Raw genomic sequence first — 13,560 nt, 5'->3', positions numbered from 1 at the left:
TCAATAATAATTAATAATGGCACTTAGCACATTCTAAACCACCGATCTGTTCAACTGTAAACTTCTCAATTCCTTCTTCCTTGTATTTCTCTACAAGTTCAGCGTGAAGATCATCGTAGTAGTCATTACCATTCATCTTCACTTCAGTTTCACGGTGACAGTTAATACACCAGCCCATTGTGAGCGGAGCGTATTGTTTCATCGGGTAATCGTAAGTTTCAACAGGTCCATGACACTCCTGGCATTCAATTTCACCAGCAACTACGTGCTGAGAGTGATTGAAGTAAGCGAGGTCTGGAAGGTTGTGAATACGAACCCATTTAATCGGTTTTTTAGGCTTATCATATTCTGCAGTTTCAGTATTGTAACCAACTGCCTCATATATTTTTGAAATCTCCTCTGTTCCCCAGCGACTGCCTTCTTGAATACCCTGGTGGCAATTCATGCAAAGCATAGCTGAAGGAATGTTTGAATGCTTTCCTTTTTCAGCTGCGTGGTGACAATAAACACAAGAAATTTCATTGTCTCCAGCGTGAATTTTATGAGAGAATTTAATCGGCTGCTCCGGAGCGTAGCCCTGGTAAACACCAACACCAAGCAATCCCTGCCAAACAACATTCAGAACCACAACAAGCACAACAACACCCATAAGGGCAACTAACACTTTATTGCGGCCTGCCCAATGTTGAAGTTTTTCTTTTGTTGACCAGTTAAAGTCCTGAACTTCCCCATCTTTCTCAAATCCTTCATCTCCTTTAACATCATAGAGCAGATGTTTTACAGAACGCTTAACATCTAAAAGAACCTTGATCACGATCAGCAATACAACAAGGAAGCCAAGCAACCAGTAAAGCGTGTAATCTTCACCAGAATCCTGAGCAGCGACCATTTGCTTATCACCAGCTCCTGCTTCTTTCTCTTCTCCGGCTGAAGGATTAGCAATGTAGTCAAGGATTGCGTTTACCTGTGCTTCATCCAGCGGCATAGCTGGCATTACAGATTTATTATACTCTTCGTATAAGCTGTGAGCATAGTCATCACCAGGATTATCAGAAAGGTACTGCTGAGAATTTTGAATCCAGGCTATGAGATTCTCTTTGCTATCCCATCGATCCTGAACGCCACTCAAAGCCGGCCCAACTAACTTACCTTCCAACTTATGACACGAGGCACAGTTTCCTCTGAATAGCTTCTTGCCGTCCTGGGCATCCACCTGTAGCGATAAGGCTATAAATAAAGAAAGCACGCAGGCGTGCATCAATACCTTAACATTGCCGATTTTTGAATAAAATCTACTCATTACCAATAATTTATGACCTTTAGAAGGCTTTTTCTTCCCTAGATTTTAAGGGCAAAAATAGCAGAAAGCCTTAACTACTGTTAACAAAGCCTAAAAAAAAGAATTACTCCAATTTAATTTAGACTCCTTCTAAATTGCGCGTTTTATTCATGAATATTTTACTTTAGCTAAACATTCTTCGTTACAAATTGAAGTAAAACAATCATTCCATGTTAATTACCAAAAATAAGGTATTGCTTTTTTCTGTTTTTTCACTTCTCTCGGTTGAGGCTATGTCTCAGGAAACACTCAATTGGAACGGATCTGACCAACAGATAAAAGACACCATTCAATTTCAACAGGATTCAATTTCTATTAAGAGTACTAAAAAACTCGACAAGCTTGTAAAGTACTACGACAACTACACGTCTGAGAAAAAGAAAATGGACGGTTTTAGAATTGAGGTCTATTCTGGAAGTGGTGCTAATAGCAAGCAAAAGGCAAGGGAAAAACAACTCGAATTTCGATCTAAATTCCCTGATATTCCGGCCAACCTGGTTTGGAGCTACCCTAACTTTGAAATTAATGTTGGCAACTTCAGATCCAAGGTTGAAGCTGAGGGTGCTTTAATCAAAGTACAAAAAGAGTATCCGTTTGCTTTTGTGAAAAAGGACATGATTGATCCTCCTGATCTCGATAAGAAGAAAAAATCAACCGATATAAAAGACAAAAAGGCATCTGATTAAGATGCCTTTTCTGTTTGGTATAATATGTTGTTACAGTATTAGTCTTGTCTGCCCACGTAGAACTCAAAAGTCTCTTCAGATTCATTGCCTAACATATCACGGGCAACAACTTTAACCTCGTATTTTTTCTTTTGTCTAAATCTGCTCAACTCTGAAATATCGAGTGTTTGCGGACTAGAATACTCGCGTAAAGGTTCACCGTCAATTGAGTAAAAAAGTTGCTTAGTACCTGTGTGCTTATCAGTAGCCCCAACATACATTCTCACATAATTAGGATAGATGTTTTTGTCTCCTTTCTTACCGATTGGGTCAATACTGAAATTCACGAAAATATCAGGAGCAGTATTATCTACAAAAACGTTACTCGTCTTTTTAGATTCTTTGTTGTTCACATTATCAGTAGAATAGAATGCAGTTGTGTGATATCCCTCACCCGGTATTGTGAATGTAGAATAGTCTTTTTCTCCGCCTCCGTCAATACTGTACTTTGTGGATTTAACTCCTGACCCAACATCACTCTTGAAAAGTGTCACTTTCGTTTCACTTGTAATGAATAATGTATCACGATCAAAGAATTGCGGACTTCCGTACTTAATACCAGTCTCTGGAGACTTGTTATCCATGTAAACATTCAGGTAATGATTAGTTGATAGGTTTTCAACATTATCATTGGCATCGTACTTAACACTGTGAGTACCGAGTTCATTAGGAATATTAAAGTCACTTGAAAAAGTATTGCGGTTTCCACCATCAATACGGTAATAGATGTTTTTCACACCCGCCTTATTATCACTAGCCGTCAAGTTCACCTTAGTGCGAGGCGACACATATAAATACTTTCCTTTATGCTGATCACCAACAACTTTTGAGTTCACCTCAGGCGCAATTCTATCGAGGTAGAACTTAAAAGACTTTTTAGTTGCTGTATTTTCAACATTATCCTCAGCATAATAATAAAGAGTATGATTTCCATCTTTTAACCCAGCCATTGTAATTCGGCCAGGATAATTTCGGTCAGATCCATTGTCGAATGAATAACGAGTAACTTTCACTCCGGCTAAATTGTCAGATGATGAAAGGTTGAATACCGTGCTTGGAGCAAGAATATTTTGATTGTGCGTTATCCCGTCAATTGAATGACTTGAAGTGGGAGCCGATAAGTCGACAGTGAAATCTGATGAGCGCGTATCTTCTGCGTTTCCTACATTATCTGCAGAATAATAGTAAAGCGTTTGAGCTCCTTCATTATTAGCCGCTACTTCATTTGAATACTTTGAATATCCTCCTCCTAATGCATACTGTGTTTCTTTTACGCCTGAAACACCGTCTCTGGCAGTCAAACTAAAGTTTAGCCCTTTACCATAATAAACTGTACCTCCTTTAACATATTTAGGGGCTCCTGAAAAACGCAGTGTTGTTCTTGGAGAAATTCCATCAGCATAAACCTCCATTAAAACTTCACGCTGAGGGCGAACAGGATCTCCTGTTTCAGGATCTACGGCCCACTTACTCCTAATATAGTTTATCCCTTCAGTATCGAGATACAGTGGATTCGCATCTGATGGATTGCTTTTACTCTTTAAAGGATAGTTCTTCCCATCTGGAGTGGTTGAGAATTTCAGGTAAAGTGGTAAAGATTTTTGGATATAATAATTCCCGTTAGCCTGATATACGACATTTTCGTAGGTTGGCTTGTTCGGTTCTGACTGTGCAAAAAGTGAAGCAGATATAACCAAACCGCCCGCTCCCAGTAGTATTCCTTTGATATTCATAATGAAGGTTTTTCAAAATTCTGCATAAAAGTAATAAACTATCCGAATTTTATTAGCTATCAACCTGTTTTTACACATTTCTATTTTCCTAAACTTATTTCATTTTTGTTGTATGAGAGTTTTCAAATTTGGAGGTGCATCGGTTAGAGATGCTGAGTCTGTAAGAAACGCAATACAGATCATTAAAAATGAAGGTAAAGGTCCGTTGCTCATTGTTGTGAGTGCAATGGGGAAAACGACCAATGCTATGGAGCGCGTTCTTATTGAAGTTTTAAAAAACAGGGAAAATGCTCGCGCTATCTTTAAACAGGTAATTGATGATCATCTTGAAATCGTAAACGAGCTCTTTGAAGCTGAATCGCACATTTACAATGAGATTGACATGTTGAGCGAGCAGGCTAATGAAATAATTGATACGGGGAATACCGGAAAACCTGATTACCTGTATGATCAATTGGTTCCTTTTGGGGAATTATTGAGTACAAAGATATTCAGCGAGTTTCTAAAGCATGAAGGTGTAAATAACCAGTGGTTTGATGCCCGTGATATAATCAAAACGGATTATCAATATAAATCGGCTAATGTTGACTGGAAACGAACTGAAATACAGGTTGAAAACACTATTGCACAGTTCCTTAAAAACTCTGCTTCTCCATTTGCTGTAACCCAGGGTTTCATTGCCGGAGCTGACGCGCTTAATCCAACGACACTCGGCAGGGAGGGATCTGACTATTCAGCTTCTATTTTTGCCTTTGCTTTACATGCAAAAAATGTCACGATTTGGAAAGATGTGCCCGGTGTGCTCAACGCTGATCCTAAACACTTCAAAGAAACCACGCTTCTCGATCACATTTCTTACAGGGAGGCAATTGAGCTTGCTTATTACGGAGCATCAGTTATACACCCTAAAACAATTCAGCCTCTTCAAAATAAGAAGATTCCACTTTATGTGAGATCTTTTAAAAATTTCAATGAGCCGGGAACATTAATCGATAGCTCAAGCAACAATGACGAGACTGTTCCTTCTTTCATAATCAGAAAAGATCAAAGATTGGTATCGATTTCTACGCGTGACTTTTCATTTATTGTAGAAGACCACCTGAGCGATATTTTCGAGGAATTCGCGCGATTCAGAGTTAAGATCAACATGATGCAAAACTCTGCAATCAACTTTTCTGTGAGTGTAGATGAAAACTCATTTCAGTTGAATGAACTCATTGATGAGTTATCAAAACGCTATCAAATCCTTTACAATCAAGGGCTCGAGCTTTTGACAATAAGGCATTTTAATGATGAGATTTTCAAAAAACTCACCTCTGATCGAAAAATCTTACTGGAACAAAAAACGCGCAATACACTGCGCGTTTTGATGAGGTGATAATATTTTATGCTTAAAAGAATAAGCGAACTGACAGACTAGGATTAGCTGCGTCAATACCAGATTCAAAGTACGTTGTGGTATTTTCATTTCCATTTTCGGGTGAATACGTCTCAGATCTGTATCCAAGCATTCCTATGTTTAAACTTCCACTCAATCGTGGTGTGAAAAAGTAGCTAGCTCCTAAAAGGAGATTTGCTGAATATCCATTCACATCATTAACACTCTTCCCACTACTGTTATCAATAGTACGTGATCCAAAGAGGTAGCCAGCATTCAACTCTCCAAAAAGATAAGCTCTATTGGCTACAGGTTTATAATATCTACCAAAAAGGCCAAGAGTAAGAAAGTTATCAGTTAATTCTGAGTCTTTTTGTATGGAGTTTTGCGACTCATCTATTCGGTTTACAAGAGTGTTTTCAGCAATTATTCCTACAGCAATGTTTTCGTTAAAATGATAAGCAGGTTTTAAGGCTAAATTAAACGTATTTGTAGTGCTGGTCTCTCTATCCATTATATCAAATCCAATGTTGCCGCCTATAGAAAAGTTCACACTATCTAGTTGAGCACGTAAAAGACCAGCAAAAAAGAAGATGCCGATAATTAAAGTCAATCGTTTCATAAGTTAATCGTTTTGGTTTCTACTAAGATAGCATTATTTAAACTCTCCCAAAATCTTAGTAGCCAAAACTGTAGAAAGACGCTCATAAGACTCAAACGTCCAGCCGGCAATGTGCGGACTCAAAACTACCTGATCACTTTCAGTCAAATATTTAAATGAATCGGGGAGATTTTTGTGGTCGATGTTTTCAAAACTCGATTTTTCATATTCTAAAACATCGAGGCAAGCTCCCATAATTAAGCCTCCCTTCAATGCTTCAACAAGGTGTTCAGTATTGACAACCTCACCACGAGATGTATTGATCAGGTAAACAGCTTTTCTCGATTGTGAAAAGAACCTTCGGTCAGCAATGTAGCGTGTTTCTTCAGTCAAAGGAACATGAAAACTGATAATATCTGATTTCTCTAAAATATCTTCATAAGACACTTCTTTCACATGGTCAGATCCAAAATCAGACTTGAACTTATCGTATGCCAACACCTCACAGCCAAATGAAGAAAGTCTCTTTGCAAAGGCTTGTCCTGTGTGACCGTAACCGATAATTCCAACCGTTTTCCCTCCCAATTCTATTCCGCGATTTTCCTCGCGATACCAATGTCCTTCGCGCACTTCTCTGTCAGATCTGATCAAATTCGTGAATAACGACAACAACATTCCCATTGCATGTTCTGCTACAGCATCACAGTTACCTTCAGGAGAATTGAAGACCTTTATTCCTTTTTTCTCAGTTAGTTCGCGGTTAATATTTTCAAGACCCGATCCACTTCTGGCAATAAACCGTAAATCTTTTGCCTTTTCGAGGAACTCTTCATCAATCTTGAACTTACTCCTAATCACAATTCCCTGGACATCATTCAATGCATCTAAAACCTCATCACGATCCCAGTAAGTTCCATCGATACAATTGAATCCGTTTTTCGTTAAATCTTGCCACAAAGCAGGGTGAACAGTATCTATAAATAGAACATTCATAGTTGTAGTTTTTCTATTTCTCTCGTCAGTTTAACAAAATCATCCACCGATAGTTGTTCGGGGCGTTGTTTCAAAAACTCGTTTTCAAATTCCTTTCCTGTCAAGGCCTTTAATGAATTTCTTATCGTTTTTCGCCTCTGGTTGAAAGACATTTTAACAACTCGTTTGAAAAGCTTTTCATCACAACCCAGGTTTTGATTTTCTTTCCTTCTCAACAAGATAACTCCCGACTTCACTTTTGGTGGCGGATTAAAAGCTCCTTCATCAACAGTGAATAAATACTCCACATCGTAATATGCCTGAATCAACACGCTAATGACTCCGTAAACTTTTGATCCGGGTTTTGACGCAACTCGCTGAGCAACCTCCCGCTGAAACATTCCGCCAACTTCTACAATCAGATCGCGGTGCTCCAGAGCTTTGAAAAGGATCTGACTGGAAATATTGTAAGGGTAGTTTCCAATTAGTGCGAATTGCTCTTTGAAAACCTGATCGACCGGAAAACGCAAAAAGTCTCCTTCAATGATATTTTCTTCAAGCTCGGGGAAGTGGTTTCTTAAATAAGGCACTGATTCACGATCCAGCTCGATTACGGTGAGATCGAGAGGTCGTTCCAATAAAAACTTTGTCAAAACTCCCATTCCCGGCCCAACTTCCAAAACTCTCTTGTAGCCATTGAGTGATAGAGAATCTGCAATTCTTTTAGCTACTGACAGGTCTTTGAGAAAGTGCTGACCTAAAAACTTCTTTGGTCTTACGCGTTTTGTCATCAAATTTTTGAATTGTGGTCAACGACCTCGAGCAAGGTTCTGAATGCTACAAACTTATCTCTGTAACGCTCAGTGTGCTCTTCCTGAAGTGGTTCAGCATGGTTGTTTTGGTAATCTTCAAGCGTCTTCATATCTGAACACAAGTACTGGATAGAATAATTTGTGCCTTCATCATCATCCACCATGACTTTTGACAGGCGGTACTCTTTGAACTTGCCGGTACTCATCACATCAGGTATGTGTTGCGTGATCATGTATTTGTACCAATCGTTCTCTACTTCTTTATCGATCTTTATCGTTACGTTGTAAATAATCATAATTCCTCAGTTGTTGAATCTCCTCTTAATTTCCTAAATCGCTTACGCGCTTCAACCACGTACAAACTCCCTGAATAATCCGTGAGAATTTTTTGATAGAGTTCGCGTGCTCTGTCTTCATTATTCAAATGATGTTCGTAAAGCTCAGCGAGTTTGAAATGTGCATCATCTCCTAAAATATCATCCCCGTGATTTTCAATGAGCTTTTCCAGGTCTTGAGCCGATTCCTGAAATTGCCCCATTTTCTTATTGAGCTCGAAGCGCTTCATCAAAATATCGTCCTGTAGCGAATGGCCCGGATACTCAGAATCAATACTATCGAGCGTAGCAAAAGCTTCAGCGTATTTTTTTTGTTCCAGGAGTAAATCGGCACGGGCAAACATCTCCATGGGTTTAAATGTCGTGTCGATAATTGTATTGTCATTGATCAGGTTTGACAAGTACATGGCATCGTTGGCAATCAACTTTGATGTTGACCCTTTTAAAACATCGAGTTGAGAACGCGCGTAATCAAACTCACCTGTGTAGTAATAGATCTTAGCTGCTTTAAATTTTGCCTTATCTCCCAACTCGTCATACTTGAATGCTTTTTCGGCCTGCATGTAGTAAAGAGCAGCGTCCCACACCTGGTTTTTCACGACAAGAAAGTCGCCCAGTTTTATTTTGGTCAGAGCCACATTCCTGTCGCTCATTGTGAGATTCTCCAGGTTGTTTTCGAGCCTCGAAATTGCCGTGTCGAGATCATTGAGCTGGTACGCTTCAATCTCGGCTAATTCTATGGAAGATGCTGCTACCAGGTTTGGCTCTGACCATTGACTGATAGCATCTAAATATTCGTCTTTAAGTTGAGCGTATCTTTCAGTCGCTGTTTGCGGATCAAAATCAAGATGCAGTTTACTCACCGTTAGGTATTCCTGCAATGCGCGATCGTAATACTGGTTTTTCTTACCTTTTTTAACAACGTATTTGAGAGCATCACGAGCTACATCAAACTTTTTATTGTTGCGAGCAACATTGGCAAGTGACATGAGTCTGGAACCGTTTTCATCAAGCCTGCGATCGAGGGCTTTTGCCTGAGCATATGCTCCGTAAAAATCACTTTGTTGGAGGAACATCCAAATCAACATTTCGGCAAAAATGGGCTTATCAGGATTGTCCTGAACTTTCTTGAGCAACTCCTGGCGAAGCGTTTCCACGATCATTTGATCTTCTTCAAAGTCGATAATTCTGCTCAACCTCACCTGTACGCTCCGCTGATACGATGGGTTTTTCTCAATGAGCTCGAGGTAGAGCTCAATCATTTTATCGTTTTGCCCCATCTGACCGTACAATTCGGCTATTCGCGAATTGAAAACGTAAAATCCCCTTATGTTTTTCTTGCCTTTTTCGTAAGCCTGAAGTGCATACTGATATTCGCCAATTTTGGTGAACTTATCAGCTACATTGATGATTTCACTACGGTTGTTGCCGAGTCCATTGATAACATCATCCCAGGTATTTTCTGCTCTGCGATTATCGTCTTGTCTTTTGTAAGCCTGCCCAAGAGTGATCAGCAAATCGAGGTCGTTAGGCATTTTACGCGAAGCCTTTTTCAAAAGACTTTCTGCTACATCGTAGTCCTCGACATTAAAACGGCAAAGTGCTAGTCTCTTTAAATAAAACGGCTGATCAGTATCATCGTAGAGTTTTTCGTAATACATGGCCGCTTTGCTGTACTCACCATCAGCAAAATATTGATCGGCAAGTTGGCGGTCCTGTGTTTGTGCTACTGTGGTTCTGACCGTGACAAATAGCAAAAGAAGGATGATACTAAATCTTATCATGCATTAGTTAACGAATTCCCTTGCGGTTGAGTTGTGTAATAAGTGAATCGGCAACCGGATAAAAGATTTTGAACCTTCTTTCTGATCGTTGATAGGATTTCACAATCTTATCTGTAGCCTGATTCATCTTTTTGGCTGCTTCTTCTTCATCAGCGTAATACGCTTTGGCCTGTTCTTCTTCCAGCAGGTTATTTTGAATATCAGCTTTCAGGTTTTCGAGTTGTTCAATAGACTTATCGAGCTCCATTTCTACTTTCTCGCGATTGTCGAGAACAATTTTTTTAATCTCTTCCTCTGTCATCTTGTATTCGCTCAAATTATTAGCGAGATACTTTGACAAGGTATCGTGATAGTTGTTGTGAATGAAGTCAATGTGCTCCTCAATTTTTTCTTTTTTCTCAGCTATTTCTTGAAAATTGAGACTATCCATTCTTTTTTGAGAATGCTCCAGTGTTACAATTAAGCTATCAATTTTGTCAATTTGCTCCTGGTTTACATTTGATGTGCAAGCCATCACGAGAACTCCTAAAAGTACAAAAAGTGCTGTTTTTTTCATCTTTTTAAATTTTATCAAAGCCTGTGAAAGGCACGAGTGCTTTCGGAATATTGATTCCGTCCTTTGTTTGATTATTCTCTAAAATAGCAGCGAGGATTCTTGGGAATGCAAGCGCAGATCCGTTGAGTGTGTGAGCCAATTGCATTTTTCCGTTTTTATCTTTGAATCTCGCTTTGAGCCTGTTCGCCTGGAACGTTTCAAAGTTTGAAATAGAGCTCACTTCAAGCCATTTATCCTGAGCAGCGCTATAAACTTCCATGTCATAGGTCAGAGCCGAAGTAAATCCTAAGTCTCCGCCACAAAGCCGGGCAACGCGATACGGCAACTCGAGCTTTTCTATTATAGAGCGCACGTAACTCACCATTTCATCCAAAGCTTCATAAGACTTTTCAGGGTGTGTAACCTGAACGATTTCCACTTTATCGAACTGATGCAAGCGATTCAACCCGCGAACATCTTTCCCGTAAGATCCGGCTTCACGTCTAAAACACGGTGTGTAACCACAATGCTTGATCGGGAACTGATCTTCTTTAATAATTACATCGCGGTAAATATTCGTGATCGGAACCTCAGCAGTTGGAATGAGGAAAAGATGATCGAGCTCGGTGTGGTACATCTGCCCTTCTTTATCGGGAAGCTGACCGGTTCCTTTTCCTGTATCTTCATTTACAAGTAGCGGAGGCATCACTTCAACATAACCTGCTTCAATCGCTTCATTCAGGAAAAACTCTTTCAGAGCTCTTTGCAACCGGGCTCCTTTTCCTGTGTACAATGGAAAACCGGCTCCAGTGATTTTATTTCCCAGCTCAAAATCGATCAGTTCAAACTCCTTTGCCAAATCCCAGTGTGGCTTGGGTTCAAAATCGAAAGTTGGCTTTTGGCCTACCTCTTCAATTATTTCATTGTCAGCATCGCTCTTACCTGCAGGAACAATTTTGTTAGGCACATTCGGAACCTGATAGAGCAACCCCTGAAGCTTTTCGTCAATCTCATTCAGCTTAGTATGGTGCTTCTTCACCGCTTCTTTGAGCTCGCCTGTTTTAGCTTTATACTCCTCTGCTTCATCGCGCTTTCCCGACTTAAACAACTCCCCGATTTTTTTGGAGATCTTGTTCATCTCTCCCTGTTCAGTATCGAGTTTCGTTTGAGTTTCTCTGCGCTCTTTGTCGAGGCTCACGATATAGTCGATTACCTCCTGACCATCAAAGTTTCTAACTTTTAATCGTTCGATGATCTCGTTTGCGTTATCTCTGATATAGCTCAGTTGAAGCATGGTAAGTATTTTGCTGTAAAATTAAGATTAATAGGAGTTATTCCAATCCCTTTGGGGTGTAAACAAAAAAATCCCGATCAAAGCGACCGGGATTTCTCAAAAAATAAAATATTTCAACTACGCTTCAGTTTCGTTCTCAACAGAAACGTAAGATTTATTTCCTTTTCTACGTTGAAATTTAACAACGCCATCAGTCAATGCAAATAGAGTATGATCTTTACCCATACCTACATTTTCACCTGGACGATGTTTAGTTCCTCTTTGACGAACGATGATATTCCCGGCTTTCGCGTCTTGTCCGCCATAGATTTTAACACCGAGTCGTTTCGATTCCGACTCGCGACCGTTTTTAGTACTACCTACACCTTTTTTATGTGCCATAATGAATGAGGTTTACTGTGTTATTCTTTATCTTCTTTTTTAGTAGAAGTTGATTTCTTCGTTGAAGTACTTTTCGCTTTTGTTGAAGAAGCTTTCTTAGCTGAATCTCCAGAAGCCTTTTTAGTACTTGTTGACTTTTTAGCAGAAGTAGACTTTTTCTCGCTAGTCGACTTCTTAGCAGTAGTCTTTTTGGCTGTAGAGGCTTTCTTTTCAGAACCCTCTTCTTTTTTAGCCTTAGTTTCTTTCTTTTCTTCTGCAGGCTTAGCTTTAGCAGCTGTTTTGGCACCGCCTTTTTCGCTGATCGACTCAACCTGAATTGAAGTCATATACTGGCGATGGCCTTTTTTCTTCTTATAGCCTTTTCTGCGCTTCTTTTTGAAGACGATTGTTTTGTCGCCTTTCATGTGCTCTAGCACTTTTGCGGTAACTGAAGCTCCGCTGATAGCTGGGGCGCCAACATTCACTTTTCCATCGTTATCGATAAGAAGTACGCGATCAAAAGATACGCTTTCACCTTCTTTATTCTCTAAACGATGTACAAAGAGCTGTTGATCTTTCTCAACCTTAAACTGCTGCCCTGCTATTTCTACAATTGCGTACATCTCAATTAAATTTTAACTGTTACTTTTTTATTGTAAAAGGGGTGCAAAAATAAATATTTTCTCCTTGTTAGCAACTACTTAGACCTTTTAAATTTGCGATTGCTGTTAATTAGGCTCACACCTAACAAAATAACAGCTGCAAAAATGGCCTGTATCGCGTTGAAGTTTTCACCGTCAAGTACACCCCAAAAGATAGCAAATACCGGAATCATGTAGGTGACACTCGAAGCGAATAAAGCACTGGTCTCTTTGATCAACATGTTGAAAATGTAAACGCACAAAGCTGTGCCCACAACGGCTAGAATTGTCACGAAGCCAAGACTTTTGTAGGTTTCTGCTCCACCATGCGCGAGTTTGTCCACAAAATCAGTAAATCCAAAAAGGTAAACTCCAGCGATTATTCCAACTGTAAAAAACGACAATGAGGTAACCGCCATTGGGCGTACATCCTGCAAGTACATTTTAATCAGATTCACATTTACACCATAGCTCGAAGCCGCAATGACCGGCAAAATCGCGTACAGGGAAAAAGAACCCAAATCAAATGAATCTGACCGAAAAGCGATGAGTCCGGCTGCACCGACAAAACCGGCAATCACACCCAATACACTCATCGGTTTAAATGTTTGTTTGAAAACCAGAACCGCAAGCAATAATGTAAAAATTGGAGTTGTTGAGTTCAGAATTCCGCTCAATGAACTATCGATGTTTGTTTGAGCTTTCACAAACAAGAAATAAGGCAACAAACTACCGAATATTCCCGCCAGGAAAAACACCCAAAAGCGCTTTCCTCTCAGATAACCAAAGTACTTAATCACAAATGGTGAAAGCACCAGAGCCACACAAAACACACGGTATGAAGCTATCTCTTCAGGTGTGAATGAAATAAGGCCTTTCTTCATGAGAATAAAAGATGATCCCCAAATGAAAGCCAGGAAAATCAGCGTAACCCACTGAACTACTTTATTGCTAAAATCGATTTTCATAAGTCGCGCAAAAGTAGCCGAAACAAATCAACTCCAATGCGCTTAAGCATTATTTCAACCGCTTGTGTATTTTTGACTTTCTA

At 39.7% G+C, this 13,560-nt stretch carries 14 protein-coding genes; 2 read left to right on the top strand and 12 right to left on the bottom strand.

Annotation, left to right across the window (positions count from 1 at the left end; all coding sequences use genetic code 11):
• Positions 1–10 precede the first annotated feature (10 nt).
• Positions 11–1,300 carry a c-type cytochrome gene (locus F3059_RS09885; protein ID WP_151168753.1) on the bottom strand — a complete coding sequence of 430 codons (1,290 nt, stop codon included), beginning with the start codon at positions 1,298–1,300 and terminating at the stop codon, positions 11–13.
• 209 nt (positions 1,301–1,509) lie between these two features.
• Between F3059_RS09885 and F3059_RS09880 the strand changes: the two genes are divergently transcribed.
• Complete coding sequence (locus tag F3059_RS09880) at positions 1,510–2,025, top strand: hypothetical protein (RefSeq protein ID WP_151168751.1); 516 nt, start codon at positions 1,510–1,512, stop codon at positions 2,023–2,025.
• A gap of 38 nt (positions 2,026–2,063) precedes the next feature.
• On the opposite strand, the gene F3059_RS09875 is transcribed toward F3059_RS09880, so the two are convergent.
• Entirely contained in the window at positions 2,064–3,797 is a 1,734-nt protein-coding gene (locus F3059_RS09875) for an OmpL47-type beta-barrel domain-containing protein (RefSeq protein WP_151168750.1), read from the bottom strand.
• Between the two features lie 112 nt (positions 3,798–3,909).
• Between F3059_RS09875 and F3059_RS09870 the strand changes: the two genes are divergently transcribed.
• On the top strand, positions 3,910–5,175 hold the full coding sequence (locus F3059_RS09870) for an aspartate kinase (RefSeq protein ID WP_151168748.1): 1,266 nt from the start codon (positions 3,910–3,912) through the stop codon (positions 5,173–5,175).
• Between the two features lie 13 nt (positions 5,176–5,188).
• Here the strand turns inward: F3059_RS09870 and F3059_RS09865 are convergent, their stop codons facing one another.
• The 10 genes from F3059_RS09865 to F3059_RS09820 all read right to left on the bottom strand — a co-directional run bounded on the left by F3059_RS09865 (position 5,189) and on the right by F3059_RS09820 (position 13,477).
• Positions 5,189–5,797: a porin family protein gene (locus F3059_RS09865; protein ID WP_151168746.1), complete on the bottom strand. Its 609-nt coding sequence runs from the start codon at positions 5,795–5,797 to the stop codon at positions 5,189–5,191.
• 33 nt (positions 5,798–5,830) lie between these two features.
• A complete protein-coding gene (locus F3059_RS09860) occupies positions 5,831–6,769 on the bottom strand; it encodes an NAD(P)-dependent oxidoreductase (protein WP_151168744.1) in 939 nt (312 codons plus the stop codon).
• Complete coding sequence (gene rsmA / locus F3059_RS09855; RefSeq protein WP_151168742.1) at positions 6,766–7,539, bottom strand: 16S rRNA (adenine(1518)-N(6)/adenine(1519)-N(6))-dimethyltransferase RsmA; 774 nt, start codon at positions 7,537–7,539, stop codon at positions 6,766–6,768. The genes F3059_RS09860 and rsmA overlap by 4 nt, the downstream gene beginning before the upstream one ends.
• Positions 7,539–7,856 (bottom strand): DUF4286 family protein, encoded by a 318-nt coding sequence (locus F3059_RS09850; RefSeq protein ID WP_151168740.1) that lies wholly within the window; start codon positions 7,854–7,856, stop codon positions 7,539–7,541. The genes rsmA and F3059_RS09850 overlap by 1 nt, the downstream gene beginning before the upstream one ends.
• Positions 7,853–9,679, bottom strand: coding sequence for a tetratricopeptide repeat protein (locus F3059_RS09845; protein WP_151168738.1), 1,827 nt, complete (start codon positions 9,677–9,679; stop codon positions 7,853–7,855). The genes F3059_RS09850 and F3059_RS09845 overlap by 4 nt, the downstream gene beginning before the upstream one ends.
• 7 nt (positions 9,680–9,686) lie before the next feature.
• A complete protein-coding gene (locus F3059_RS09840) occupies positions 9,687–10,235 on the bottom strand; it encodes a hypothetical protein (RefSeq protein ID WP_151168736.1) in 549 nt (182 codons plus the stop codon).
• A 4-nt stretch (positions 10,236–10,239) separates the two neighbouring features.
• The gene (gene serS / locus F3059_RS09835; protein ID WP_151168734.1) at positions 10,240–11,508 is read right to left on the bottom strand and encodes a serine--tRNA ligase; all 1,269 of its coding nucleotides are present in this window, start codon (positions 11,506–11,508) and stop codon (positions 10,240–10,242) included.
• Positions 11,509–11,625: 117 nt separating this feature from the next.
• A complete protein-coding gene (gene rpmA, locus F3059_RS09830) occupies positions 11,626–11,889 on the bottom strand; it encodes a 50S ribosomal protein L27 (protein WP_151168732.1) in 264 nt (87 codons plus the stop codon).
• 20 nt (positions 11,890–11,909) lie between these two features.
• Positions 11,910–12,491 carry a 50S ribosomal protein L21 gene (gene rplU / locus F3059_RS09825; protein WP_151168730.1) on the bottom strand — a complete coding sequence of 194 codons (582 nt, stop codon included), beginning with the start codon at positions 12,489–12,491 and terminating at the stop codon, positions 11,910–11,912.
• A 74-nt stretch (positions 12,492–12,565) separates the two neighbouring features.
• On the bottom strand, positions 12,566–13,477 hold the full coding sequence (locus F3059_RS09820) for a DMT family transporter (protein ID WP_151168728.1): 912 nt from the start codon (positions 13,475–13,477) through the stop codon (positions 12,566–12,568).
• Positions 13,478–13,560: the final 83 nt, after the last annotated feature.

Origin of the sequence: Salibacter halophilus, from assembly GCF_008806325.1 — a bacterium.
In the GTDB taxonomy this organism is placed as follows: Bacteria; Bacteroidota; Bacteroidia; order Flavobacteriales_G; family Salibacteraceae; genus Salibacter; species Salibacter halophilus.
The sequence above is the reverse complement of the archived record's forward strand: the minus strand, read 5'-3'. Positions and strand labels throughout refer to the sequence as shown.